The organism is Mordavella massiliensis (assembly GCF_016901695.1).
In the GTDB taxonomy this organism is placed as follows: Bacteria; Bacillota; Clostridia; order Lachnospirales; family Lachnospiraceae; genus Claveliimonas; species Claveliimonas massiliensis_A.
Genome location: NZ_JACJKS010000018.1, coordinates 1 through 26,714, shown reverse-complemented (window position 1 = coordinate 26,714; position 26,714 = coordinate 1). Strand labels below are relative to the sequence as shown.

The 26,714-nt window shown below is 48.2% G+C and carries 27 protein-coding genes, 1 tRNA gene and 2 pseudogenes; 23 read left to right on the top strand and 7 right to left on the bottom strand.

Translation table 11 applies throughout. From position 1 onward, the window contains the following. Positions 1 to 8: 8 nt before the first annotated feature. The gene (gene gyrB / locus H6A20_RS10845; RefSeq protein WP_204907144.1) at positions 9 to 1,940 is read left to right on the top strand and encodes a DNA topoisomerase (ATP-hydrolyzing) subunit B; all 1,932 of its coding nucleotides are present in this window, start codon (positions 9 to 11) and stop codon (positions 1,938 to 1,940) included. A 27-nt stretch (positions 1,941 to 1,967) separates the two neighbouring features. After that, a complete protein-coding gene (gene gyrA, locus H6A20_RS10840; RefSeq protein ID WP_204907143.1) occupies positions 1,968 to 4,448 on the top strand; it encodes a DNA gyrase subunit A in 2,481 nt (826 codons plus the stop codon). Positions 4,449 to 4,520: 72 nt separating this feature from the next. Here gyrA and H6A20_RS10835 read toward each other — a convergent pair whose 3' ends face one another. Further along, positions 4,521 to 4,979 (bottom strand): C-GCAxxG-C-C family protein, encoded by a 459-nt coding sequence (locus H6A20_RS10835; RefSeq protein WP_204907142.1) that lies wholly within the window; start codon positions 4,977 to 4,979, stop codon positions 4,521 to 4,523. Positions 4,980 to 5,172: 193 nt separating this feature from the next. On the opposite strand from H6A20_RS10835, the pseudogene H6A20_RS10830 reads away from it, so the two are divergent. The 16 genes and pseudogenes from H6A20_RS10830 to H6A20_RS10760 form a co-directional block, all read left to right on the top strand. Beyond that, positions 5,173 to 6,271: pseudogene (locus H6A20_RS10830) on the top strand (UbiD family decarboxylase); the annotation flags it as partial. A 49-nt stretch (positions 6,272 to 6,320) separates the two neighbouring features. Further along, a complete protein-coding gene (locus H6A20_RS13925) occupies positions 6,321 to 6,662 on the top strand; it encodes a flavoprotein (RefSeq protein ID WP_338106687.1) in 342 nt (113 codons plus the stop codon). Positions 6,663 to 6,697: 35 nt separating this feature from the next. Continuing rightward, a complete protein-coding gene (locus H6A20_RS13920; protein ID WP_338106686.1) occupies positions 6,698 to 6,847 on the top strand; it encodes a hypothetical protein in 150 nt (49 codons plus the stop codon). A gap of 6 nt (positions 6,848 to 6,853) precedes the next feature. Beyond that, positions 6,854 to 7,237: a prenylated flavin chaperone LpdD gene (gene lpdD, locus H6A20_RS13915; RefSeq protein ID WP_204907141.1), complete on the top strand. Its 384-nt coding sequence runs from the start codon at positions 6,854 to 6,856 to the stop codon at positions 7,235 to 7,237. 24 nt (positions 7,238 to 7,261) lie between these two features. Then, entirely contained in the window at positions 7,262 to 8,104 is an 843-nt protein-coding gene (locus tag H6A20_RS10815; protein ID WP_204907140.1) for a fumarate hydratase, read from the top strand. Between the two features lie 14 nt (positions 8,105 to 8,118). Continuing rightward, entirely contained in the window at positions 8,119 to 8,667 is a 549-nt protein-coding gene (locus tag H6A20_RS10810; RefSeq protein WP_204907139.1) for a Fe-S-containing hydro-lyase, read from the top strand. Then, entirely contained in the window at positions 8,664 to 9,377 is a 714-nt protein-coding gene (locus H6A20_RS10805) for a lysophospholipid acyltransferase family protein (protein ID WP_204907138.1), read from the top strand. Before H6A20_RS10810 ends, H6A20_RS10805 begins: the two co-directional genes overlap by 4 nt. 34 nt (positions 9,378 to 9,411) lie before the next feature. Next, positions 9,412 to 10,791 carry an MATE family efflux transporter gene (locus H6A20_RS10800; RefSeq protein ID WP_204907137.1) on the top strand — a complete coding sequence of 460 codons (1,380 nt, stop codon included), beginning with the start codon at positions 9,412 to 9,414 and terminating at the stop codon, positions 10,789 to 10,791. 16 nt (positions 10,792 to 10,807) lie between these two features. Beyond that, positions 10,808 to 10,895: transfer RNA gene (locus H6A20_RS10795), tRNA-Ser, on the top strand. 537 nt (positions 10,896 to 11,432) lie between these two features. Next, entirely contained in the window at positions 11,433 to 12,011 is a 579-nt protein-coding gene (locus tag H6A20_RS10790) for a TetR family transcriptional regulator (protein WP_204907136.1), read from the top strand. After that, positions 12,008 to 12,721, top strand: coding sequence for a flavodoxin family protein (locus tag H6A20_RS10785; RefSeq protein ID WP_079989178.1), 714 nt, complete (start codon positions 12,008 to 12,010; stop codon positions 12,719 to 12,721). The genes H6A20_RS10790 and H6A20_RS10785 overlap by 4 nt, the downstream gene beginning before the upstream one ends. Positions 12,722 to 12,821: 100 nt before the next feature. Further along, complete coding sequence (locus H6A20_RS10780) at positions 12,822 to 13,394, top strand: TetR/AcrR family transcriptional regulator (RefSeq protein WP_204907135.1); 573 nt, start codon at positions 12,822 to 12,824, stop codon at positions 13,392 to 13,394. Then, positions 13,387 to 13,929: a flavodoxin domain-containing protein gene (locus H6A20_RS10775; protein ID WP_066832346.1), complete on the top strand. Its 543-nt coding sequence runs from the start codon at positions 13,387 to 13,389 to the stop codon at positions 13,927 to 13,929. The genes H6A20_RS10780 and H6A20_RS10775 overlap by 8 nt, the downstream gene beginning before the upstream one ends. Beyond that, the gene (locus H6A20_RS10770; RefSeq protein WP_204907134.1) at positions 13,926 to 14,399 is read left to right on the top strand and encodes a hypothetical protein; all 474 of its coding nucleotides are present in this window, start codon (positions 13,926 to 13,928) and stop codon (positions 14,397 to 14,399) included. Before H6A20_RS10775 ends, H6A20_RS10770 begins: the two co-directional genes overlap by 4 nt. A 716-nt stretch (positions 14,400 to 15,115) precedes the next feature. Continuing rightward, complete coding sequence (locus H6A20_RS10765; RefSeq protein WP_204907133.1) at positions 15,116 to 15,715, top strand: hypothetical protein; 600 nt, start codon at positions 15,116 to 15,118, stop codon at positions 15,713 to 15,715. Positions 15,716 to 16,076: 361 nt separating this feature from the next. Next, positions 16,077 to 17,006 carry an alpha/beta hydrolase gene (locus H6A20_RS10760; RefSeq protein WP_204907132.1) on the top strand — a complete coding sequence of 310 codons (930 nt, stop codon included), beginning with the start codon at positions 16,077 to 16,079 and terminating at the stop codon, positions 17,004 to 17,006. A 139-nt stretch (positions 17,007 to 17,145) separates the two neighbouring features. On the opposite strand, the gene H6A20_RS10755 is transcribed toward H6A20_RS10760, so the two are convergent. Then, positions 17,146 to 17,499, bottom strand: coding sequence for a winged helix-turn-helix transcriptional regulator (locus tag H6A20_RS10755; RefSeq protein WP_022190734.1), 354 nt, complete (start codon positions 17,497 to 17,499; stop codon positions 17,146 to 17,148). A gap of 150 nt (positions 17,500 to 17,649) precedes the next feature. On the opposite strand from H6A20_RS10755, the gene H6A20_RS10750 reads away from it, so the two are divergent. From H6A20_RS10750 to H6A20_RS10730, 5 genes are all read left to right on the top strand, one after another. Continuing rightward, entirely contained in the window at positions 17,650 to 18,153 is a 504-nt protein-coding gene (locus H6A20_RS10750) for a flavin reductase family protein (protein WP_204907131.1), read from the top strand. A 28-nt stretch (positions 18,154 to 18,181) separates the two neighbouring features. Beyond that, a complete protein-coding gene (locus tag H6A20_RS10745) occupies positions 18,182 to 18,871 on the top strand; it encodes a radical SAM mobile pair protein A (RefSeq protein WP_204907130.1) in 690 nt (229 codons plus the stop codon). After that, positions 18,859 to 19,770, top strand: coding sequence for a radical SAM mobile pair protein B (locus H6A20_RS10740; protein ID WP_204907129.1), 912 nt, complete (start codon positions 18,859 to 18,861; stop codon positions 19,768 to 19,770). Before H6A20_RS10745 ends, H6A20_RS10740 begins: the two co-directional genes overlap by 13 nt. Positions 19,771 to 20,284: 514 nt before the next feature. Next, on the top strand, positions 20,285 to 20,875 hold the full coding sequence (locus tag H6A20_RS10735) for a hypothetical protein (protein WP_204907128.1): 591 nt from the start codon (positions 20,285 to 20,287) through the stop codon (positions 20,873 to 20,875). Between the two features lie 20 nt (positions 20,876 to 20,895). Continuing rightward, a complete protein-coding gene (locus H6A20_RS10730; protein WP_204907127.1) occupies positions 20,896 to 21,117 on the top strand; it encodes a helix-turn-helix domain-containing protein in 222 nt (73 codons plus the stop codon). 547 nt (positions 21,118 to 21,664) lie between these two features. On the opposite strand, the gene H6A20_RS10725 is transcribed toward H6A20_RS10730, so the two are convergent. The 5 genes and pseudogenes from H6A20_RS10725 to H6A20_RS13600 form a co-directional block, all read right to left on the bottom strand. Then, on the bottom strand, positions 21,665 to 22,378 hold the full coding sequence (locus H6A20_RS10725; protein ID WP_204907126.1) for an ABC transporter permease: 714 nt from the start codon (positions 22,376 to 22,378) through the stop codon (positions 21,665 to 21,667). A 3-nt stretch (positions 22,379 to 22,381) separates the two neighbouring features. After that, entirely contained in the window at positions 22,382 to 23,191 is an 810-nt protein-coding gene (locus tag H6A20_RS10720; protein ID WP_204907125.1) for an ABC transporter ATP-binding protein, read from the bottom strand. After that, positions 23,188 to 23,988 (bottom strand): MerR family transcriptional regulator, encoded by an 801-nt coding sequence (locus H6A20_RS10715; RefSeq protein WP_204907124.1) that lies wholly within the window; start codon positions 23,986 to 23,988, stop codon positions 23,188 to 23,190. The genes H6A20_RS10720 and H6A20_RS10715 overlap by 4 nt, the downstream gene beginning before the upstream one ends. A gap of 1 nt (position 23,989) precedes the next feature. After that, positions 23,990 to 24,367: a recombinase zinc ribbon domain-containing protein gene (locus H6A20_RS13910; protein WP_338106688.1), complete on the bottom strand. Its 378-nt coding sequence runs from the start codon at positions 24,365 to 24,367 to the stop codon at positions 23,990 to 23,992. A gap of 33 nt (positions 24,368 to 24,400) precedes the next feature. Further along, positions 24,401 to 25,303, bottom strand: a pseudogene (locus tag H6A20_RS13600) (recombinase family protein); the annotation flags it as partial. Positions 25,304 to 26,714: the final 1,411 nt, after the last annotated feature.

The window sequence follows — 26,714 nt, the reverse complement described above, 5'->3', positions numbered from 1 at the left end:
AGGAGAATATGAGTACAGAAAAGGTACAGCATGAGTATGGCGCAGATGAGATCCAGATCCTGGAAGGTCTGGAGGCAGTCAGAAAGCGTCCGGGTATGTATATAGGCAGCACATCGGCGAGGGGGCTCCACCATCTTGTGTATGAGATCGTGGATAACTCCGTGGATGAGGCGCTGGCCGGTTTCTGTGACAGGATCCATGTCAGGATCAACAAAGACAATTCCGTCACAGTCACGGACAACGGGCGCGGTATTCCCGTCGGGATCAACCACAAGGCCGGCATCCCGGCCGTGGAGGTTGTATTTACGGTTCTCCATGCAGGCGGCAAGTTCGGCGGCGGGGGATACAAGGTATCCGGCGGACTCCACGGCGTGGGCGCCTCTGTCGTAAACGCCCTCTCCAACTGGCTGGAAGTGGAGATCTGCAATGAGGGCAAGGTGTATAAACAAAGGTATGAGCGCGGGAAAGTCGTGGATAAACTGCGTGTGATCGGGGAGTGCGACCCGGACAAGACGGGGACAAAAGTTACGTTCTTCCCGGATGATACGATCTTTGAAGAGACGGTATTTGACTATGATGTCCTCAAGAGAAGATTACGGGAGATGGCTTTCCTGACAAGAGGCCTCCGGATCGTCCTTACGGATGACAGGCCGGAGGAACCGGTGGAGAAGGAGTTCCACTACGAGGGAGGCATCAAGGAGTTTGTCACGTACCTGAACCGCAGCAGCACGCCCCTCTATGAGGACGTCATCTACTGCGAGGGGACAGTGAACAATGTGCAGGTGGAAGTGGCCATGCAGCACAACGACTCCTACACGGACAACACATACGGGTTTGTGAACAACATCACCACGCCGGAGGGAGGAACCCACATTGTGGGATTCAGGAACGCCCTCACAAAGACGTTCAATGATTATGCGAGAAAGAATAAACTGCTCAAAGACAGTGAGCCGAACCTGTCCGGTGAAGATATAAGGGAGGGACTGACGGCCATTGTCAGCGTCAAGATCGAGGAGCCCCAGTTTGAGGGGCAGACGAAGCAGAAGCTTGGAAACAGCGAGGCGAGAGGCGCGGTGGACAATGTGGTGAGCCGCCAGCTGGAGATCTATCTGGAGCAGAATCCGTCCATTGCCAAGATGACCATCGAGAAATCTGTCCTGGCCCAGAGAGCCAGGGAGGCCGCGCGCAAAGCGAGAGATCTGACGAGAAGAAAGTCCGCGCTGGACGGCATGTCGCTTCCAGGCAAGCTGGCCGACTGCTCAGACAAAGATCCGGCCAACTGCGAGATCTACATCGTAGAGGGAGATTCCGCCGGCGGTTCCGCCAAGACGGCCAGGGACAGGGCCACGCAGGCCATCCTGCCGCTGCGGGGCAAGATCCTCAATGTGGAGAAAGCCCGCCTGGACAAGATTTATGCCAATGCGGAGATCAAGGCCATGATCACAGCTTTTGGCACCGGCATCCACGATGATTTCGACATATCCAAACTCAGGTATCACAAGATCATCATCATGACGGATGCGGACGTGGACGGCGCCCACATCAGCACCCTTCTGCTCACATTTATGTACCGGTTCATGCCGGAGCTGATCAAGCAGGGGTACGTATATCTGGCAAAACCGCCGCTCTACAAGCTGGAGAAGAATAAAAAGGTATGGTATGCCTACAGCGATGAGGAACTGGACTCCATCCTGCGGGAAGTTGGAAGGGATACGAACAACAAGATCCAGCGCTACAAAGGCCTGGGTGAAATGGATGCAGACCAGCTCTGGGAGACGACGATGGACCCGCACCACCGCATCCTGATGCGCGTGACGATGGATGAGGAGACAACGTCCGAACTGGATCTTACCTTTACGACCCTCATGGGTGACAAGGTGGAGCCGAGGCGCGAGTTCATTGAAGAAAATGCAAAATACGTTCAGAACCTGGATGTGTAGAACAGACAGATAGAAAGGTAGAAGACGATGGAAGATAATATTTTTGATAAAGTCCACGAAGTGGATCTGAAGGAGAGAATGGAGAAGTTCTACATCGACTACGCCATGAGTGTCATTGCTTCCAGGGCCCTTCCGGATGTCAGGGACGGACTGAAGCCGGTGCAGAGAAGGATCCTCTACTCCATGATCGAACTGAACAACGGTCCGGACAAGCCCCACAGAAAATGCGCCCGTATCGTCGGCGATACCATGGGTAAATATCACCCCCACGGCGACAGTTCCATCTACGGAGCGCTTGTCAACATGGCGCAGGACTGGTCCACCAGATATCCCCTCGTGGACGGACACGGCAACTTTGGTTCCGTGGACGGGGACGGGGCTGCTGCCATGCGTTACACGGAGGCCCGTCTCAGCAGGATTTCCATGGAACTGACAGCGGATATCAACAAGGATACAGTTGATTTTGTTCCGAACTTTGACGAGACAGAGAAGGAGCCTATGGTGCTCCCGTCCAGATTTCCCAATCTCCTTGTAAACGGGACGTCCGGCATCGCCGTCGGCATGGCGACCAATATCCCGCCCCACAATCTCAGGGAAGTCATCGATGCCGTGGTAAAGATCATTGACGACCAGATCGCGGATAAAGAGACGACCACGATGGAGGAGATCCTGGAGATCATCAAGGGACCGGATTTTCCGACAGGAGCCACGATCCTCGGCACACGGGGCATCGAGGAGGCTTACAGGACAGGCCGCGGAAAGATCCGCGTCCGTGCCGTGACCAATATTGAGACAATGCCAAACGGCAAGAGCAGGATCATCGTAACAGAGCTTCCCTACATGGTGAACAAGGCAAGGCTCATCGAGAAGATCGCGGAGCTTGTCCGGGATAAGAAGATCGACGGCATCACAGAGCTCAGCGATCAGTCCAGCCGCGAAGGCATGCGGGTGTGCATCGAGCTTCGGCGGGATGCCAATGCAAACGTGATCCTGAACCAGCTCTACAAGCATACGCAGCTTCAGGATACGTTCGGCGTTATCATGCTGGCGCTTGTGGACAATGTGCCGAAGGTCCTGAATATCCTGGATATGCTGAACTACTACCTGCGCCACCAGGAAGAGGTCGTGACAAGGCGGACCAGATATGAGCTCAACAAGGCGGAGGAGAGGGCCCACATCCTGCAGGGACTCCTGATCGCCCTGGACCATATTGATGAAGTGATCCAGATCATCCGCGGTTCTGCCAATGTGCAGGAGGCCAAGGCGGAGCTGATGAAGCGGTTCGACCTCTCAGACGCCCAGGCCCAGGCCATCGTGGATATGAGACTCAGGGCTCTCACAGGTCTGGAGCGGGAGAAGCTGGAGAACGAGTACAATGAGCTGATGAAGCGCATCGGCGAGTTGAAAGCGATCCTGGCGGACAGGAAAGTACTCCTCTCCGTGATAAAGGAAGAGATCCTTGTGATCCGGGAAAAATACGGCGATGACAGAAGAACGAAGATCGGCTACGACGAGTACGACATCTCCATGGAAGATCTCATCCCGAGAGAGAATGTTGTCATCACCATGACAAAACTCGGCTATATCAAGCGCATGTCCGAGGATACATTCAAGTCTCAGCACAGAGGCGGAAAAGGGATCAAGGGCATGCAGACGATAGACAACGACTACGTGGAAGAGCTGTTCATGACGAACACCCACCACTACATCATGTTCTTTACAAACACCGGGCGCGTATACCGCATGAAGGGGTACGAGATCCCGGAGGCCGGAAGGACAGCCAGGGGCACGGCGATCATCAACCTCCTGCAGCTTCTGCCGGACGAGAAGATCACAGCGGTCATCCCCATCGACGAGTACCGGGACGGCGAGTACCTGTTCATGGCGACGAAGAGGGGACTTGTGAAGAAAACGCCCATCAAGGAGTACGCAAATGTACGGAAGACAGGGCTTGCGGCTATCACCCTGCGGGATGATGACGAGCTCATTGAAGTGAAGTACACGGATACGCAAAAGGATATCATCCTGGCAACAAAATACGGACAGTGCATCCGCTTCCACGAGACAGATGTGCGCCCGACCGGAAGGACATCCATGGGCGTGCGCGGCATGAACCTGACAGATCACGATGAAGTCATCGGCATGCAGCTCGACTCCCAGGGGACCCACCTGCTCATCGCCTCCGAAAAAGGAATGGGCAAACGGACAGCCATGGAGGAGTTTTCACCGCAGAACCGCGGCGGCAAAGGCGTGAAGTGCTACAAGATCACGGAGAAGACAGGCAATGTGGTCGGCATCAAGGCTGTGGATGAGGATGACGAGATCATGATCATCAATACAGACGGGATTGTGATCCGCATGAAATGCTCCACGATCTCCATTCTCGGACGCATCACTTCCGGCGTGAAGCTGATCAATTTACAGGAAAGCGATAAGATCGCCAGCATCGCAAAAGTGAGAAAAGGAGATGAGGATGAAGAAGAGGAGACAGAAGAGACAGAGATTTAGGAAGAATCATAAACAGAAAATGCGTGGCGTCTTTTGAGATGCCACGCATTTTTTATATGGATTTATTCCTTTTTACTGAAATCTGCTGTTCTCCAGATTTGCAAGAATGATCTCCGCTGTCTTCACAACCGTGCCGGAAACCATCTTTGTGCAGTGCGCCTTTCTTTCAGGAGACTGCTTCTCCATTCCTCTTGTCAGCACGCGGCAGCAGGCAGCGCCGTAGTTCTCCTTAAAGAAATCATGCAGCTCATTGCACAGCTTAAAACAGAGCTGGTTGCGGGGATCGCCGGGCTCTGTGCGTCCGTAGAAGTAGCCGATGCACATGGTGCCGCCTGCCAGGGCGCCGCAGATGCAGCCTGCACCGCCAAGTCCCCACGGGAAACCGGAACTCATGGCAATGGCGTCATCAGACATCTCCAGTTCAAAATTTTTCCGGATCGCATAGATGACAGACTCGGAGCACGTGAAGCCGGAGTTAAATATATGTACGGCATCCTCCCGCAATTTTTCCATATCGATCGATGTATTCATAGAAAAAACCTCCTTTTGTAGATATTATAGGACGGAGGGAAAAAAACCGCAATTCCGGACGTAACATTTTTTAAAAATGTTACGTCCGGAATTAACATTACCCCTGTGTTATTGTGTCAGATTATCTGAATTTTCAATTGATTGAATACGCAAAAACCGATAAAATAGAATCAGAACGCGAACAGAGGATAAACAGGAGGGCCCGGCCATGATCTTTAACAATGTGAAAGGGCATCCGGGAGCGAAGGTGGCCATCGGTGTGCTTGCCAGCAGAAAGAGGGTGGCGGCTCTTCTTGGCGGCCGGCCGGAAGACCTCGGGAAAATGCTCTGGCACAGTGTGGACAGTCCTGTCCCGCCGGTTTTGAAGGAAGGTCCGGCGCCCTGCCAGGAAGTAGTCCACCGCGCATCAGACCCGGATTTTGATCTGTATAAACTGGTTCCCGCGCCGACCAACACGCCGGACGACGCGGGCCCGTACATTACCCTTGGTATGTGCTATGCCACCCATCCGGATACGGGCAGAAGCGATGTGACCATCCACAGGCTCTGCATTCAGGGAAAGGACGAACTATCCATCTTCTTTACGCCGGGGGCCAGGCATATCGGGGCCATGGCAGAGAGGGCGGAAGAATTGGGACAGAAACTTCCCATCTCTATCAGCATCGGAGTGGATCCCGCCATTGAGATCGGCTCGTGTTTTGAGCCGCCCACGACGCCGCTCGGCTATGACGAACTGGCCGTGGCAGGCGCGCTGCGCGGGGAGCCGGTAGAACTGTGCAAATGCCTGACCGTAGAGGAAAAAGCCATTGCAAATGCGGAGTACGTGATCGAGGGAGAGGTGATCCCCCACGTGCGGGTGCAGGAAGACCAAAACAGCCACACCGGCTATGCCATGCCGGAATTTCCTGGATATACAGGGCCTGCCAGCGATCAGTGCTGGCTCATCAAGGTGACGGCTGTGACTCACAGAACAGATCCCATCATGCAGACATGCATCGGACCAAGTGAGGAACATGTATCCATGGCCGGCATCCCGACAGAAGCGAGCATCTACGGCATGATCGAAAAGGCCATGCCGGGCCGGCTTCAGAATGTGTACTGTGCGTCTCCGGGCGGCGGGAAATACATGGCTGTCCTGCAGTTTAAAAAACTTTCTGCCATCGATCCGGGATCACGGCATCGCCTGCAAGACGATCTTTGACTGCACGGTCCTCTATGACCAGAAGGAGAGATTTGTGAGGGCAAGATTTATGGAAGTAAAACCGGAGAAATGGATAAAAGATGGAAAATAATAATATAAGAAACAAAAAAATTATCATTGCGTCGACAGGAGCCAGCGGAATGCCCATTCTGCAGGAATGCCTTCAAATTCTTCACGAGACGGAAAACTGCGAGTCTGTTCTCATCATGAGCCGGAGCGCGGTCCTTACGCTGGAGCACGAGACAGCGCTCTGTAAAAAAGATATGGAGCGTCTGGCGGATCAGGTCTATGAGCCCGAAGAGATCGGCGCGGGACCTGCCAGCGGATCATACCGGGCAGACGGCATGCTGATCGTTCCCTGCAGCATGAAGACAGTGGCGGGCATATGCAGCGGTTATGCGGACAATCTGATCCTGCGGGCTGCAGACGTTACCCTGAAGGAAGGACGTCCACTTGTCCTGGCGGCGCGGGAGACGCGCTGAGCCCCATTCATCTTCGGAATCTGCATGAACTCTCTATGATCCCCGGCGTGCGCATCATCCCGCCCATGATGACCTTTTACCATAAGCCGGAACAGATCCGGGATATGGTGCATCATATCGCAGCCAGACTTCTGGAGCCATTCGGGATTGAGGCAGAGGGATACCGGCGCTGGAAAGGACTTTAAAAGAAGATGGAACAGGAAATTATAAAACAGCTTTCTTTTGCTGAATTAGCTATAAAATTTACAAAAATAGGAAATGATTATCACGTTCTTCTGACAGGAGGAGACATCCCCCATATAGGCTGTACCGTGCTGGCCCTTCCACGGCCCTCTCTGACAGGAGACGGAAGTGTGAGCAGTACGGCTTCTGTTCTCAATGTGACGGGGCACAAGGACGAAGCGCTGTGCAGGCAGCTTGCGGAGAGACTGGCAGCTACAGGGAACACGACTGTGGTCTGCAGCGGAGGCTTTCACGTGGATGGGATCACCGGGCAGCAGATCAAAGAAGTGCAGCAGGCGGTGGATGAAATCTGCCGGCTTTTGTGTGAAGCACTGCAAAAAGAAGAAATATAAATATATCTGAACAGGAGGAAGACAATGCGTACAGTCCAGGTAAGTGAGATCACACGAAATATAAAAGAGATGTGCATAGAAGCAAATCATTTTCTTTCGGAAGATATGAAAAAAGCGCTTGAGCAGGCAAAGGAAAAAGAGGAAGCACCTCTCGGAAGACAGATCCTGGGCCAGCTTGAGGAAAACTTAAAGATCGCGGGGGAGGATATGATCCCCATCTGCCAGGATACCGGCATGGCGGTTGTCTTCCTGGAGATCGGACAGGATGTGCATCTTAAGGGAGGCCTTCTGGAAGACGCGGTCAACGAGGGCGTCCGCCAGGGATATACGGAAGGATTCCTGCGCAAATCGGTTGTGGGCGATCCCATTCTCCGGGAGAATACAAAAGACAACACACCTGCTGTGATCCACACCCGGATCGTGGCCGGAGATAAGGTAAAGATCAAAGTGGCACCAAAGGGATTCGGGAGCGAAAATATGAGCCGGGTCTTCATGCTCAAACCGGCGGACGGCCTGGACGGCGTCAGGAACGCCATCCTCACCGCTGTAAAAGATGCAGGCCCCAATGCCTGTCCGCCCATGGTGGTCGGTGTCGGAGTGGGGGGCACGTTTGAAAAATGCGCGCTCATGGCCAAGGAGGCACTGACAAGGCAGGCGGGCTCTCACGCAGATATCCCCTGGGTGCGGGAGCTGGAAGAGGAAATGCTGGAGAAGATCAACAGCCTCGGCATAGGACCGGGAGGACTCGGCGGTAGGATCACCGCCTTCGCTGTAAATGTAAATACGTATCCGACCCATATTGCGGGTCTTCCCGTGGCGGTCAATATATGCTGCCATGTGAACCGGCATATCGAAAGGGAAGTATAGGGAGGAGACAGGCTATGGAGAAAAAAATACATGTTCCAATGACAAAGGAGGAGGCGTCCGGCCTGCAGGCCGGCGACTACGTCTATCTGACGGGAACCATCTACACTGCCAGGGACGCCGCCCACAAGAGGATGGATGAGGCGCTGGATAAGGGGGAAGAACTGCCTCTCTCCATACAGGACCAGATTATCTACTACATGGGGCCGTCTCCGGCAAGAGAAGGACGTCCTATCGGTTCCGCCGGCCCGACCACGGCCAGCCGGATGGATAAATACACCCCGCGGCTACTCGATCTGGGACTTGGAGCCATGATCGGAAAGGGAAAGAGGAGTCAGGCCGTGCTTGACGCCATTGTGCGGAACGGGTGCGTCTATTTTGCGGCTGTCGGGGGCGCGGGAGCCATCCTGTCAAAGTGCATCCGGAAGTCGGAGGTGATCGCCTACGATGACCTGGGCACGGAGGCGATCCGCAGGCTGGATGTAGAGGATTTCCCGGTGATCGTTGTGGTGGACAGCCAGGGACGAAACCTGTATGAAACTGCAGTAAAGGAGTACCAGAGATGAAGAGAATCTTACTTATGATATTCCGGAATTTCTTTTTTGTTCCGGCTGCCTGGTGCCGGCTGTGTTATCACGCCGCGCATCCGGATAAATATACGGAAGAAGAGCAGTACGCCCTTCTGAAATATATCACGATCCATGCCAACAGGGGCGGAAATGTGAAGATCGATGTCCATGGTGTGGAAAACATCCCGGAGAAGAACGGATTTATGTTCTTCCCCAATCACCAGGGACTTTACGATGTGCTTGCTATTATCGAGGCCTGCCCGAAACCCTTTTCCGTAGTGGCAAAAAAAGAGATCGGCAACATTCAGTTCCTCAAACAGGTATTCGCCTGCATGAAGGCATATCTTCTGGACCGGGAGGATGTCCGGCAGGCCATGCAGGTCATCATCCATGTGACAGAGGAGGTAAAGAAGGGACGCAATTATCTGATCTTTGCCGAGGGAACCCGGTCAAAGAACGGCAACGAGCTGCGGGAATTCAAGGGCGGAAGCTTCAAGTCCGCCACAAAGGCGAAGTGCCCCATCGTGCCGGTGGCGCTGATTGACTCCTTCAAGCCTTTTGACACAAACACGATCAGCCCGGTCACAGTCCAGGTGCATTTCCTGAAGCCGCTGTCCTACGAAGAGTATAAGGATATGAAGACTACAGAGATCGCGGCGGAGGTGAAGAAGAGGATCGGGGAAGTGATCGAAAAGTACACGCAGTAGAAATGCAGGATGAAGGAAAAGGGGGGAATCTTTTATGTCTGCGCACACAGACGATTCCCGGCAGATCACGGGAGGGATTATCTGGAAGCAGCTTCTGATCTTCTTCTTTCCCATCATGCTGGGCAGTTTTTTTCAGCAGCTTTATAATACGGTAGATACGGTTATCGTAGGCCAGTTTGTCGGCAAGGAAGCCCTGGCGGCGGTGGGCGGATCTGCAGCCCAGATCTCCAGTCTGATCGTTGGCTTTTTCACCGGCCTGTCATCGGGAGCGACCGTCATCATTGCCCATTTCTTCGGAGCAAGAGATAAGCGGTCCGCCAGCCGCGCTGTACACAATGCCTATGTTCTTGCCCTGACCGGCGGGATCATCCTGACGGTGATCGGCATCGCCCTCACGCCGGTTATGCTTGCACTGATGAATACGCCCGCGGACACAATGCGGGATTCTGTTGTCTATCTTAGGATCTACTTTGGGGCCCTGACATTTACTTTCATATATAATATGGGATCCAGCATCCTGCGGGCGGCAGGCAACTCGCGCACGCCGCTCTACTATCTGATCGTTTGCTGTTTTACCAACATTGTTCTGGATATCCTTTTTGTTGCCGGACTCGGCATGGGCGTGGAGGGAGCGGCCATCGCCACATTTCTGTCCCAGGCGCTGAGCGCTGTGCTGATCACTGTCCGGCTGGCCACAGACAGAGGACCTCTGCGGATCACCAGAAAGCGGATGCGCTTTACATGGCCGATCCTGTCGTCCCAGATGCGGCTTGGCATCCCCACAGCGGTGGAGTCTGTCCTTTTCGCCATTACCAATATCGTGATACAGGCGGCTCTTAACACTTTTGGAACAGACGTGGTGGCGGCATGGTCCGCCTATGGCAAACTGGATATCGTATTCTGGATGGTCAGCACATCCTTCGGCATAGCGATCACATCCTTTGTAGGGCAGAACCACGGGGCGGGAAGACCAGACCGGGTGAAAAAGAGCACCTGGATCTGCCTGCTGATGGATCTGGCCGTATCCATTGCCATCGTGGCAGGACTTCTCCTCCTCCGCACCTGGCTGTTCCGGCTTTTTACGACGGATCAGGAAGTGATCCGTATCGGCTGCCGGATGATGGTACTGATCGTGCCCTGGTATGTCGTCTATGCGTTTATTGAAGTGCTGGCAGGCGCACTGCGCGGTGTCGGAGATGTACTTGTGCCTCTTGTGATCACACTGATCGGTATCTGTGCGCTGCGTGTGATATGGCTTGTTGGAGCTATGGAAATATCACCCACGATCGAGGCGATCATCTTCAGTTATCCGGTCACCTGGCTTCTCACAGCACTTGCATTTATCGTCTATTACTGCAGGAGGCTTATTTTGGAGAATAGGGAAAAACACGTTGACAAGCAGACAAGGGTTTAGTATAATTACTTCTGCTGGAGAAATACTCAAGAGGCCGAAGAGGCGCCCCTGCTAAGGGTGTAGGTCGGGCAACCGGCGCGAGGGTTCGAATCCCTCTTTCTCCGTCAAAAAAGCACCTCAATTTTGATACAATGGGTATCAAGATTGCGGTGCTTTCTTTTTGCCTGAATGGGCTTATTTCAAGGGCTTTCCGACTTTTGAGATGTCTGCTGCTCCCCGGTAGAACGATAGCCCGCCGCCAATCCAGTGCTCAAAGGCACCGGATGGCAGTGGGCTATCGTTTGTTTTTAGGGCTACCGTTTAATTTGTGGGCTATCGTTTATTCTTAAACGCCAAGCCGATGACGGATATCGTTGAGCCTTTCGCCCTTGTATTTGAAGTATTTTGGTCCGGCAATGGAGTACTGCTTGCCGGTCAGAAGTTTTGCAAGGGCGGTCAGCGACATAGTCTCCCCATTATATTCAACACTTCTATCACCAACAACTGTTGCGGTTACCCGCCGCTTTTTGCTCTCTTAGCCGCTTGAACAGGGCGTTTTGACACCGAAAATCGTTGCATATTCCACTTGTTTTCGCAATCGCTTGACTTTTGAACTGCGTTCAGTATAATGTGACTGAACAGTGTTCAATAGGAGGTACAGTGTGGATAATAAAGAAGCAATCATACAGGCAACGATTAAACTCATTGAGGAAAAAGGGGAACATTTAGAAGAAGTTACAGTCCGTGAGATATGCAAAAGAGCAGGCGTTGGATTAGGGCTTGTCAATTATCATTTTGGAAACAAAGATAAACTTATCAAGCAATGTATTGAGCGTATGATAAACGGAACAGTCGAGCATTTTCAGAATATACGAGAAAAAACAGATGGTTTTACTCCTTTTGAAAAGTTGAAGTGTCTCGGTAATATGACGCTTGATTTTCTGTTTGAACATTATGCCATTTCCAAAATTTCTGTTCTTACCGATATGCAGTCACCGAAGGAAAATGACAACACTTACAGAACTTATGCCGCATATCTTCCTCTTGTCGCTGCCTGCCGTCCTGATTGGGACGAAAGCACCGTAAAAAGAAAGACTTTTTGCTTGATTTCGGTTATGCAGCAGACATTTCTTCGGTATGAAACGACCTCGACAATACTTGATATTGATTTAAGTAAAAAGGAAAACCGCAAGGCGTGGCACACGCAAATTCTGCACGATATTTTGGAGGTATCAGAATGAAAATAACGGTTATAAACGCAACGGAAAAACGAGGTGTAACCTACCGCTTGAAAGAGATGTTTTTAGCGGAGTTTAAAAATAAGGCAAACATTACGGAATACTATCTCCCAAAGGATTGCCCCAATTTCTGTGTCGGCTGCACAAACTGCATCTTAAAGGGCGAAAAGGCTTGTAAAGACGCAGAATACATCGAAAGAATTGATAGATCGCTCTTGGAAGCAGACTTAATTGTAATGACCTCTCCTGCTTATGTGTTTCACGCAACCGGCGCAATTAAAAATCTCCTCGACCATTTTGCTTACCGCTGGCTGCCGCACCGCCCTGCTCCTGAAATGTTCGGGAAACGTGCGGTCATCATTACACAGTGTTTAGGTGCCGGTGCAAAATCTGCGGCAAAAGATATAAAGCACAGCTTATCTTGGTGGGGCATTTCTAAAATCGGTATTTTTACCGGAGCTTTAATGGGTAATATTATCTGGGATAAGCTTTCCCAAAAGAAGCAAACGGAACTGACAAAAAAGATAGAAAAGCTTTCACGGGAATTTTCACGCATCGACTATACCAAACCTGCACATACAAATTTGATTACAAAACTTAAGTTTTCTTTCTGTCGTAAAATGCAAAAGTCCTTACATAAAGCTGATCCCGAATACCTCGACGGCAAATATTGGGCAGAGCAAGGCTGGCTGGACAAAAAGCGACCGTACTAATGCAAGATTGAAAAATCTTCCTTGACTTTTATCCTGTGTCTATGTAAAATAGAGTTATATAATAAGTTTACATAACTATATTTTTTATGGAGGGACGACTATGCCAAAGCAAAGGATAACAAAAGAAATGGTAGTGGACGCCGCCTTTGAGATAGCCCGAAAGGACGGAATTGAAAAAGCGACTGTAAAAACCATTGCGGAGAAATTGGGCTGTTCCGTACAGCCGATTTACAGCTACTGCAAAAATATGGACGGACTGAAGAATGACGTTGCAGAAAAAGCAAGGACCTTTATTCTGGCGGAAGTCGGAAAAACCGTTGACAGAAACGACCTGTTCCGCAGCACCGGACACGCATATATTCAGATTGCAAAAAATGAACCTCATATTTTCAGAATGTATCTGTTTCAGGAACGAAAAAATGTTTCCTCTCTTGATGACATTTACTGTTCGGAAACCAATCCGAATGTTTCAAAAATAATTGCAGAAAATCTAAATATTTCCATTTCTGCGGCAAAGCGGCTGCACCTGAATATGCTGATTTATACCATTGGTATCGGAACAATTTACTCCGTCACCTCTTCCTCAATTTCCGAAGCTGAAATTTTCAACCAGCAGGAGCTGGCTTATGAAGCATTTTTGAAACAAGCATTGGAGGACAATAGAAATGAATAAGCAGATCTTAGTAGTTTATAAGAGCGTCACGGGCTTTACCAAGCAATATGCCGAATGGATTGCCGAAAAGCTGAACTGCTCCGCCGTGGAGTTGAAAAAAGTTTCCGCAGAGACAATGTCGGAATACAAAACCATTATTTTCGGCGGACGGTTTCATGCCGGATTTGTGGACGGACTGAAAAATGCAAAAGCTCTTTTCGAGAAAAGTACGGCGGAAAAGCTGATTGTTTTCGCTACCGGAGCTACGCCTAATTCGGCAACAGAGATGATAGAAGAAGCTTGGAAAAATAATCTTACAACAGAAGAGATGGATAAAGTTCCCCATTTTTATATGCAGGGCGGACTGCGCTATGAAAATATGCCTTTTGGTGACAAGCTGATGATGAAGGTGTTTGCCGCTATGGTAAAACGAAAAAAAGAGAAAAGCGAATACGAGAAAGAAATGCTGAAAGCTCTGAATACATCTTATGACCATACCTCAAAAGAATATATTGAGCCGCTTGCTGATTTTGTTCTCGGGGAGGAACGCCGATGAACGGTCATCTTGGATTTTCTTATGTAGGGTTACTCTTTCTGTCGGCGCTCTTTATCCCAAATATTATTTGGACGAAAAACCTGCCGCAAGGATATACTTCGGAGAATGAGAACAAAATTTTACTGGCATTTGAACGTCTCGGAGAGGTGCTGACCTGTTGCTGTGCGTTAATTTTTTCTGATTTTAATCTGCATAAATGGACGGTATGGTCGTGGTGGTTGATTGCCGCTGCACTTATGATGGTTTTGTATGAGCTATGGTGGATACGCTATTTTCGCAGTAACCGAAAACTCAGCGATTTTTACAGTGGATTTCTCGGTATACCTCTTGCAGGCGCAACACTGCCAGTCGCCGCTTTCATTCTGCTGGGTATTTACGGCAAGGTACTATGGCTGATTCTTTCGGCGGTTATTTTGGGAATTGGGCATATCGGAATACATATACAGCATAAGCGAAAAATCAATGAATGACGCCGGAAATAAATGCTCGGCAGTCACGGATTGCGGATGTTATATGACTTTTCAAAAAAACCGTCACGAAAAGTCTTGACAAACAGATGTTCAGTCGCATATAATGTAAATTGCTCTTGTAGCAGAGTTACAACTGAATACTGTTTTCACAGTGGATTGAAAGGACGGCTGAAAGCCGGATAACGCCTGCGGTATGCTAAGAGAAAATACCGCCGCTTCCGAATCCGCCCCGAACTGTCGGCGGAGGTCAAGCGTAAAAGACAGTTTCGACTTTGAATTTCAAAGCCGGTTACATTGATGTGAAACCAACCTTCACAAAGGGGGGGGTAGTCTACCCTTTTGCCAAGTCGGTGCGCATTGATGTGCCGGCTTTTTTTGTTGCCCAAAAGCCGGTTACAACTGAATGACCGTCCGAATGGGATATGATTTTGCGATGACTTCCCTCCGTGGGGAATGAGCAAAACAACGCTGCGGTGAGACTCCGGGGCAGGCATAGAAAAACAACATTCGGGTAAAGCGGTGCACATTTACCACTGCAAACGAGGAAGGAAGTGACAGCTTTGAAAGAGATGACAAAGGGCGAAAGACTTGTGGCGGAAATACTCGGAGAGATACCGAGTAAAAGCGAGCTGATACTGACCGATAAACACCCTTTTCTTCGGAAGATAATCCCGTTTATCGAAAGCCGGAAATATTGGTCGGGCTCGGCAACGGAATTGCTGGCGGCAATCGGTGACAATGCCACTCCGCCCAATACCGTCACCAAGCTGCTGAACCGTTTTGATTACGACTGCTTTTACAAAAAAGATATCATCTACCATCCCACACCGCACCTGACTGAGGAGGAGATTAAGGCCCGGTTCCTGGATGCCTTCAATGCGCTGGTGTCGGACAAAGAGCGGCTGCTGGATGAGTGCCGCACCATGCAGGCGGCGCTCACCGACACCGGCTCCCTGGACAGCGAGATAGCGGCGCTCCTTTCCGAAATGGAGGTGGTGGCCGAGCTGACCAAGCGGTGCATTGAGGAGAATTCCACTACGGCACAGGACCAGGCCACTTACCTGGAACGGTACAACGGTCTGGCAGAGCGGTACGAAACCGCCAAGGTCAGGCTGGAGAAGCTCCAGGCGGCAAAAGCCCAGCGGGAAGCCAAGGCCGAGGACATTGGCGGCTTTATGTTCGAACTGGCGGAGTACGGAGAGTCCCTCACGGAGTTTGATGACCGGCTTTGGCTCACGGTCATCGACACTGTAACCGTCCACCGGGACGGACAGCTGACATTCAAATTCCAGACGGGGCATGAGATGCTTGAATAAGAATCAATTTTATTAAAAAGGCTATGTTAGACCTGTGTGTTGTTCTTGAGAGAGGACAATATCAATTCAATGCACAGCAAGATAAAGACTTGGATTAGACCATTCAACGGAGTTGCCACCAAGTATTTGGGCCACTATATGTATTGGTTTAACTGGTGTGAGAAAAACCGTAGGGTTGACCGTACCGAAAAGGGCAGAAGATTGATTTTAGACAGTTTTTCGAGTACAATTACATATACACAAGCAGATGTTCGTGCAACAAAGGCATTTTAGGCTGAAATATGGAACTTTTGCTGATTTTTCCGTCTATATAGATAGAAACAGTTAGACAAACTTGAATTCGAAGAGGTGAGTATACAACATGAAGATTCATAATGCACAGTATAAAATTGATGATAGCAGTATTTTGAACTACTATGAGGTTGGAACCGCAAAAAACAAATTATTACTGCTTCATGCCCAAGGGACAAACTCTTGTAGCTTCGATAATGTTGTTACAAAGCTCGCAAAGCACTATCATGTGTATCTGGTAGATTATTACGGACACGGAAAGAGTTCCCACAATCCAGAAAAATATAATCTGGTCAGTATCGGAAACGACATCATAGACTTTATTGAAAATGTGATTTGTGATTCTGTTGCCGTGTTGGGTCATTCATCGGGTGGACTGATTGCAGCATACATTGCAGCACAATCTCCCAGATGCATCAAACTAATATTGGAAGACCCTCCGTTCTTCTCAAGCTGGGGCGAAAGAAGATACAATACATACAATTACAAGGATTTATCCTCTGTCTGCCATAATTTCCTTTTACAGGATGAGGAAAAGGATTTCGTCTATTACTATTTCAAGAATCAGTATTGCTGGAATTTCTTTCCTGATGAATCCAGAGAAACTGTCAGAGAAAAACTGAGTGGTTTTGCATTGAAATACCGAACCAAACATCCCGATAAAAATCTGAAAGTTCTGTTTTGGCCTAAAAAGTTTTTAGAAGGCTTTAATGGCCTGCAATATTACGACCCCCATTTTGGAGAAGCCTTTTATAACGATTCGTTCAATGATACTGTTGATTACAATGACCTTCTTTCTAAAATCAAATGCAAAACTCTGTTTATGAAAGCAAACACAACGATTGGTGAAAATGGTTTGTTGCAAGGTGCATTGTCTGATGAAGATTTGCAGAGAGTCAATTCCTTGATTGAAAATATGAAAATCCAGCGATTTGATTGCGGTCACGGTATTCATACAGAAAAGGCAAACCAGTTTGTGGAAGCAATAATTCAAATTTGACCAAATCCAATTTGGTGAACTGAATACTTATATGAGAGGGTGCATATAACAGAAAATTATATGTACCTTTTCGTTAGCAACACACATGTCTAACATAGCCATTAAAAAAGGGGGCGGAAGGTTTCCGTCCCCTTTACTATTATGGAATGTATTTCATCCCCCACTGTGAAATAGCATAAAACACTGGCAATAAGTCCTGCCCTTTCTCTGTGAGGGAATACTCCACCCGCAGCGGCATCTCATTATATTGAATGCGCTGCACCAGTTCATCCTTTTCCAATTCTTTGAGCGCATTGGTTAGCGCCGTATTGGTGATGGGCTTGAGCAGCTTTTTGAGTTCGCCAAACCGCATGGGAGACTTGATGCACAGCTCATAGAGGATCTGGAGCTTCCACTTACCCTGCAGCATCTGCACCACCGGCATAACAGGGCAATTGCCACTCTCCGTAAGAATGACGTCGCTTACCTTTTCTTTGAATTCCTCGTAAGTCATTGTTGATTCCCCACTTTAGACAGGTATTGTTTTTGATACCAGGTACAAACAATTTGCGTACTTGATTTATTATGACAATCAAGTATAATAATTGTACCAGCAGAAGCTGGATATGTCAATCTCCAAATCACTCTGAAAGGATGAAACACGATGAGAGAACTGAACATTATGGCGGCCACTGTCTATTCTTCCCCCAATCCGCTGACTTTGATCTGTTCTTTGAATGAAGATGGCACCACCAACCTGGCCCCCATCTGCTTTGTCTCCTATCTCTCTTTCAACCCGCCGATGGTGGGATTCGCCGCCGGAAAGCAGTCCCACACCGGCAAGCGTGTGCGGGAGACTGGAAAAGTCATCGTCACGGTCCCCGGTGAAAGTCTGGCTGGCGCAGTGATGGCCTGCGGCACCTCCACCGGCGCCAAGTTAAACAAGGTGTCCGAAAATCACATCGAAATGAAGTCGGTGGACGGCAGCGACATTCAGATTCCAGCGGACACCCGGCTGGCTATGGCGGCGACCCTGCAGCAGTCCGTGGAGGTGGGCGACCACATCCTGCACATCTGCCAGGTGGAAAAGTTCCTGGGCGATGAGGACAAGAAAGGTCTGTATGCTTGGAACGGCTTTGGAAAGGTCGCATCTGCGGCAGAAGGTTGAATCTTAAAGCAGGAAGGAGGCGTCAGCGGTGGCCATCTGCATCAAGGACTGTATTCAGAATATGAATCTGGTGATCGGCTGTCCCATTGGCTGCAGCTACTGCTACGCCAGAAACAATGTCCGCCGGTTCCACATGATCGATGACTTTGAAAAGCCGGAGTTCTTCCCAGGTAAGCTGCGGCTGATGGAGAAGAAGCGTCCTCAAAATTTCCTGCTCACCGGCATGAGCGATTTTGCTCACTGGCAGACAGAGTGGCGAGATCAGGTATTTTCCAAAATGGCTGAAAATCCACAGCACCAGTATCTGTTCTTGACCAAGCGGCCGGAGGACATCGTCTTTTCCACCCCATTAGACAATGCCTGGTTCGGCGTGACTGTGACTTCCAGCAGGGAGAAAGGCCGCATCCAGACTTTACGGGAGCACATCTGCGGCGGGCATTACCATGTGACCTTTGAACCCATGTTTGACAACATCGGTACAGTAGACCTCACTGGCATCGAATGGATCGTCATTGGTACTGAGACTGGACGCAGGAAGGGCAAGGCCGTCTCCAAACCGGAGTGGGTGTGGAATTTGACTCATCAGGCTCACGCACTTGGTACTCCTGTGTTCATGAAGGAAGATCTGCTTCCTATCATTGGCGAGGAAAGCATGACACAAGAGCTGCCCCCGGCCTTCTGCCGGGTATTGGAGGAACAGAAAGCATGGCGGAAATAGTGGAAAGCGGTGTCCTGATCCGGGATGTGGAAACGAAAAACATCATGACCAAATCCACCCTTCCAGTGGGCGGCTATTCGGTGAACCCCTATGTAGGCTGCACCCACGGCTGTAAGTACTGCTACGCCTCGTTTATGAAGCGATTTACCGGGCATACCGAACCATGGGGCACCTTTCTGGATGTGAAACACTGGCCTGCCATTAAAAATCCCCGGAAGTATGCCGGGCAGCGTGTAGTCATCGGCTCGGTGACAGACGGATACCTGCCTCAGGAGGAGCAGTTCGGCAATACCCGCAGGCTGTTGGAGCAGCTGAAAGGCAGCGGCGCGGAGATTCTGATCTGTACCAAATCCGACTTGGTGGTGCGGGACATCGACTTGCTGAAAGAGATGGGAAAAGTCACTGTTTCCTGGTCGATTAACACGCTGGATGAGGGTTTCAAAAATGACATGGACAATGCCGTCAGCATCCAGCGGCGGTTGGACGCCATGAAGCAGGTCTATGATGCAGGCATCCGCACCGTGTGCTTTATCGCTCCGGTTTTTCCCGGTATCACGGATTTCGAGGCCATCTCCCACCGGGTGAAAGGCCAGTGCGACCTGGTGTGGCTGGAAAATCTGAATTTGCGGGGCGGCTTCAAAAAAGACATCCTGGCCTATATTCAGGAGAAATACCCTGACCTCATGCCGCTGTACAACGCCATCTATACCAGAGGAGACAGGGGCTATTTCCGGGAGTTGGAGGAGCGGGCAGAGCGCCTTGCGAGAGAATATGATTGTCCCTTTGTGGACAACGAACTCCCCTACGGCCGGGCAGAGCCGGGGCATCCGGTCATCGTGGATTACTTTTATCACGAGGAAGTGCGCGGCTCGGAGAACACCGGCCTCAGGAATCGGTGAACCCCCTTGGCGCAAAGTGAACCCCCTGACGCCCAAAGGGGGTTCATTTGTATCACAATTAGGGTCATTTGCCAAAAGCACCGCAATTTTGATACAAAGCGTATCAAGGTTGCGGTGCTTAATTTTTGCCTATTTTACGGACTTTTTCATCTTTTTTATACATTCGACCAAAGATAAATCCCTGCCATGACAGCTTCCAAGGTAGGGATTTTTTACTTTAGTTAGCGATTACGATTAAAGTAATCGTTAAAAGATATGGAATGGATAGGATTGATGAATAACATACAGGCTTGTGCAAGAGAGATTGTAAATCACGAAATAGATTTTATATAACACTAAATAACAGGGCTAAGATACTTTTTCGAGTATCTTAGCCCTGTTGATTTTTCGCAAGTATGCCCTGTCCTGTTAGAATGATTAGTATATATTTATTAACGACAAACATTAAAAAATAGGTGACAAACATATCTTGGAAGTGTATACTAAAGCTATACCAACAGAGGAGGTAATATTTATGGATAAAATCATCAAGACATCCAAAACTATTCGAGCAATTCTCAAAGTTCTTTTTTGGGTGGTTGCCGTAGTAAGTGTGGTTATTTTGGCAGCTATCCTTGTTGCATTATTTATGAAAGGCGGTACAGCATTGGATGGTGGTTTTTCTATCACACTTGGGAACTATTCACTGCTTTTAAATCAGGAGTATTCTTCGCAACAGCTTACATCGTTGCATTTTATGACATTTGCAAATGTTGCACTATTTGGAACATTGTCCTGTTACATCATTAGGGTACTTCTGAATGTATTTGAACCAATGTCTCAGGGGAAGCCTTTTAGCACAACTATAAGTGTTGCTTTGAAAAAGCTGGCGTATGCGATTCTAATTATGGGCATTATAAGCTTTGTTCTTCAGATTGCCACGAATTTGATATTCTACAATGTATTTGATATTCCGTCTCTATTCAACGCAGACAGGGTAGAGTCTTGTTCTATATCAATTGTGAGTGACGGGAGCTTTATTATTTGGTTCTTTATTCTTCGTTTGGTCGGTCACATCTTTAAATATGGGGAAACATTGCAACAATTATCGGATGAAACATTGTAAATTCAAACAGGAGGGAGATTATGCCAATTATTTTAAGATTGGATAGGGTTATGGCTGATAGAAAAATATCTCTCAACACATTGTCTGAGAAAGTTGGAATAGCCAATGTTAATTTATCAAAAATTAAAACAGGCAAAGTGAGTGCCATTCGTTTTTCAACATTAGAGGCAATTTGTGAAGCATTAGATTGTCAACCAGGTGACATTTTAGAATATCAACCGCCTATAACTGATGACAAATAAGTATCAATACAACTGGCATGTCATACGGTGGCCACTTGAGTTACCGGCTGGTCTACAATAATTTGTCAAATGCAGCCCATAATACAATGCGCCCCCTAAAGTCAAAGGGGGTGCATTGTATCAAAATAAGGGTTATTAGCCAAATTATGACGTCGTCTATGGATATCGCATAGCGGCGAGGAATTATAGGACACCCCTGTAAATAACGGGGTGTCCCATTTTTTTGCACTCTTTTAGATTATTTCAGGCTTTGCTTGGAGATCAGATTGCACCAATGGGGAAAATGAGAGGAAAAAGGCCAATTCTAATAATTGGTCTACAACACCACTTTTGACACAGAAGGTTCTCCCCCGCACCGCTTTTTCTTAGAAGTGACACGGGTGTTTTTTGCACAATAGAAAAGCACCATATCCGTTTCTGAGCAAGATGGATATGGCGCTTTATGGACTTCATCTTCGGTTATGAAAATTTCTGCTGTCTGGCAATAGCGTGGGGCGTCAGCACAAAGCGGCGTTCATTTTACCATTGATTAACTCGGCTGACTTTGCTATTTATCAACTTTGCGTAGCAATATGCCACATACACAAATAGCCAAAATAAGAATTACTACCAGCGGCAACAAATTTTCAAGCTGAAATACGCTGTCTGTCATTACTTTGTACCCCCATGTGGCTGGAAAAATCTTCCCTATTGCCTCAAATGCCTTTGGCAGCAATTCAATCGGAAACATAATTCCAGAAAGCATGATAGAAGGCAGAAAAATGATGATAGAAACCATTGAAGTTTTTGCCTGGTCTTTTACTACTAAGCCAATTATGCTGGCAATACTAAGGGATACAGCAATAAAAATAGCAAGACTGGCAAAGTACAACGCCGGATTTTCTGGTATCTCAGCATTAAAAGCAATCGGTGCGGCAATGTATAGAATTATACTCATAATAAACAGGTGTATATATGCGGAAATATTCGTCAAAACAAGACCAAGATATAGTGGCACACCATTTGCCTTATAAACTTTTTTAATATCGCTGCTGTAAATTTCAACAAGAGAGGGCGGCAAGCCAATTAACGCACCCATTGTTACTCCGAAAACGGTCATAGACTGAATGAGTGTGTATCTTGCTTCCGGCATAACAGATGTAAATATCCCACCCATAATCGCAAAAAACAGGAGAGGAACAATATAGCAGGTTATAAGTAATGTTTTGCTCCGTATATCTAACTTCCATTGCAGGTAAATCCCGTATAAAAAAGCACCCATCTATTATTCTCCTTTTGTAATCTTCATAAAATGTTGTTCCAGAGTACCGCGGTTTATCTGTATATCTACAATAGATTCTCCATTTTCTTTATACTGTGTAAGCAACGACAGCAATGTTTCTCCGATATTATCAGATTCGTATTTTTTGGTGCTGTTTTCTGTTTGAATTATGATGTTATAATGCCTTCCTACGGTTTCCCCCAATTGTCCAACGGTTCCAATAAAAACAATCTTCCCCTCGGACAAAATAGCAATCCGGTCACATAAATTCTCTACTTCAGCCATGTCATGGCTTGTTAATATGATTGTTTTCCCCATTGCCTTTAATTGTCGAATTTGTTTGTGTAAAGAAAGCCGTCCTTCCACATCAAGACCAGCTGTTGGCTCATCCAGAAAAAGAATGTCTGGATTTCGCGTTAGAGCGAGTGCTAAATGAAGTCGCCGCTTCTGACCTGTCGATAATTGATAATACTGTTTCTTCGCAAGGTTATAAATGCCGAGAGCCTCAAGCATTGCTTTATCAAGGGGATTTTTGTTCCATTTAGCAAACAATTTAGCCGCTTCCAATGGTTTAATATGTTCCGGCAAAGAAGCTGACTGTAATTGGATGCCTATTCTACCGTGGATTGTAATGTTTCCACTATCATATTTTCTTAGACCTTCGATACATTCGAGAGAGGTGGTTTTTCCTACGCCATTTACACCGAGCAGCGCGAAAATCTCCCCTTGCCGTACACAAAAATCCAAACCGTTCAACACAACATGGGCTCCGTAGCTTTTCTTTAAACCACTGACTTTTATAGCCTCATTCATTTCGTTCCCTCCTGAAACGGGTCAACTCCTAATTTAGAAAAATAGAAGCCCAATGCTTGCTCAACATAGCTGTTGGCAATAGTTTGCTTTTCTTTCCAGTCCTGCTTGGCATTTTGAAATTGCCCTAATTCAATGAGTTTAGGGAGCATACTCATATCTCCACCAGTGAAATCATTTATCATATTCCAATAGGCTTTTGCAAAATTCTGTCCCTCATCACTGTCTCCGGGAACACCTGCATTTTGAAGCCTTATCGCGTCGTCTTGAAGCTGCAAAAAAGTGTCCATAAATGCCTTTCCGCTGTCTTTGTCAAAATGGCTGCGGATATGGTCAAGGGTCTGGTCATCGAAATGCTTGATAAGCCAGTAGAAATCATTTTTCATCTGCAAATTAACAATAATGTCAGCGTATTTTTTGAAGTCAACGGACTGCATTTGAAGGACTTCCTCACGCAACGCTTCCAGTTCTCTCAACGATTCGGACAGGCTATCTATTTTTTCTTTAATGGTTGCGGCCTGTTCCGCTAGAGCAGCAGCAATTTCAGCCGGCGTGTCTAGAGGAATAACCCGATTCTTAATATCGTTCAGGGAAAAACCTAAATGTTTGAGGGACAAAATCTGATGAAGTTTAACGATGTCTTTATCCGTATATAACCTACGCCCTCCTTCGCTTATAGCCGAGGGAGAAAGCAAGCCTTCTCTATCGTAATGTTGTAATGTCCGTACAGTGACATCCATTTTCTTTGCTACTTCGCCAACTGTCATATAGCCCTGTGGTATAGCCTTATGTTTATCCATATCACACCTCCTGCTTATAGTATATCTTATTACGTTGCGTCACAAGCAAGTGTTTTTTTGAAAAAACTCCAAGAAAAAACCATGGAACAGTGGGGCCGCCCCGGCAGACCTTAACGGACTCCACCAGCTTATTCCACCTCCCATCGGTATAGACGGGATTGGGATCGCCACATTTTTGCAGCATTTTCTCAAAGGTCGCTTTGACTTCCTCATCCCGGAGTCTGGGAGACTCGCAGGCCTTATCGCCATCGTACTTGTGGTTACAGTACCAGACATTATAGTGTTCGCCTGTGCTGCGCAGCCGCCAGACTTTGTGACTATAAAAGGAGCCGCAGTCGCCACAGATGAGCTTCCCGGCAAAAGGATGTCTGGTGCGCACTTTCGCCCGGCGCTTGGTGGACTCTGCTAATATCTCCTGCACCCGGTCAAAAACCTCTGCTTCTATAATCGGTTCATGGGAGTTGCGCACACGGACGGATGGCACCTCGCCGTTGTTTTTCCGGACTTCTTTAGTCAGATAGTCTACGGTAAAGGTTTTCTGGAGAAGTGCCTCACCTTTGTATTTCTCGTTGCTGAGAATACTGCGGACAGTGCTGACGCTTCATTTGGCTCTGCCTGCTGGCGTCAGGACGCCCATACTCGTCATGATGGCGGCAATCTCATTGATAGTCTTGCCGGATAGAAATAAGTCATAGATTTTGCGGATAATGGCAGCTTCTTCTTCCACAATCTCCGGCCTGCCATCCGCGCCTTTTTTATAGCCGAGGAAACGCGAGTAGGCCAGGGACACTTTCCCGTCCCGCATACTTTTCTGTTTGCCCCAGCGGACGTTCTCACTGATGGAACGGCTTTCTTCCTGTGCCAGAGAGCTCATGATCGTGAGCATCATCTCACACTTGGGATCAAAGGTATGTAAGTTCTCTTTCTCGAACCTCACCTCGACACCGACCGCCTTGAGCTCCCGGACGGTTTGAAGTGTATCCACGGTATTCCGGGCGAAACGGGAGATGGACTTGGTCAGGATAATGTCGATGCCGCCATTCAAAGCCAGATCGATCATCCGGTTGAAGTTCTCCCGGTTCTTGGTATTGGTGCCGGTAATACCGCGATCTGCAAACACTTCTACAAACTCCCAGTCAGGATTGCTTTTGATGTGGCGGGTGTAGAAATCCACCTGCGCCTCATAACTGGATTGCTGCTCGTCCTGTTCCGTAGAGACCCGGGCGTAGGCGGCGACCCGCTTTTTGCGGGCTACCACGGATAGCGGCTGTTGCTGCAGTGTTTTGGTTGCCGCTATGATCTCTATTTCTGGCATATTTATAGTTTTTCCTCCTTCCTGTATCGCTTTAATGCTTTTTGTCGTGCTGCCTCGCGCATCTCATCCGTCCAGCTCAGCCTGCGGGACGGATGCTTCCAGAATACGTCCAACGAGGAGCCGTTCCTTAGCTCGAAGATCAGGTGGTTGTGTTCTGACCGCCTCTTAAAGCCGCTCTGGCACGCTGGTCAGGGGGTGGACTCCCTGGAAACAGGGAGAGAGCCGTTTCCCAAAAAACTTACGGTCGGCGCAGTTTGCGGACGCTTCTGGGCTTTGTTCTCGTCCCGATGCGTCAGGCGGTAGGTCTCGGGCTTCCTGCTGCTTACCGCTCTTTTCTTCCTGCCAATGGGTGCATTTATAAACCTGGCAGCTACGCTGCTTATGCTGATATTGCTATTTTGTGCCATATGTACACATTCCTTTTCTTTAGTTAACCTGCCCTGATTAAAGCACATTTTACAGATATGGCAAGGGCTTTTTGGGGCTATATTTGGGGCGACCGGACGCTTAAATGCAAAAAATAACAGAGGTGGGAAATCTGGCATTTTGCAGGCGAGTTGGATGGAATAAACTTGAAAATATTTTATTTTAATGCTCGAATATTAGGTTGGGGACATTTTTCTCCCTACTAGATATAAGACAGAATGGAAGATTTTGAGCCTGGGTCTGTTGGGTATTTTCTCCAACTTCATAAAAAAGAAAGGACACATCCGTAGGCGCGTCAGCATGACAGTTTGTCTATTTATCACTATCGCCTGGCTACCAACAACTACCCAGCAGCCACGCAACGGACAGATTGACCGCTGTAGCGGCTACTGTTAAAGCTGGCGTTGACGTAGCTCGAGTAGAAGTACAAGCGGTAAGCGCCGCCAGACGAGCTAGAAGTAGATGACCAATAGTAGCCATATGACCCTGCATCGTACAGCGAACTACTGGCGAGGTAGCCGCCGCGCAGAAGGTAGTGATTAAGTAAGATGATCACAATTATATAAAAGGTGCAAACCTTGCTGTCCGTATCACCCACAATGAAAATTAGCGCAAATATGTCATAATATGATATACTTTAGAAAGTGGCGTTAGTGATATCCATAGACGACGTCATAACACAGACAAAAAACTGCTGAGAAGCTCAGTAGTTTTTTGTTTGCTCTATTTGGAAGAAAACACAGATGGATATATTGTGTTTCTTCTATTATAAATATACTACCACTTGGGTGTCGGAAAAAAAGAGAAAAAATTTAAAAAAAAGCTATTGACACTAAGAAAAACAAATGGTATTATGTTTAAGCTGACTCGCAAGAGACAGCGAAAAACATCAAGAACCTTGATAACTGAACAATAGACAACGACCCTGAAAATTTCTAAGAGAAATATTCAGAACGGAAATCGGATTGAAGCGAGAGCGAAGATC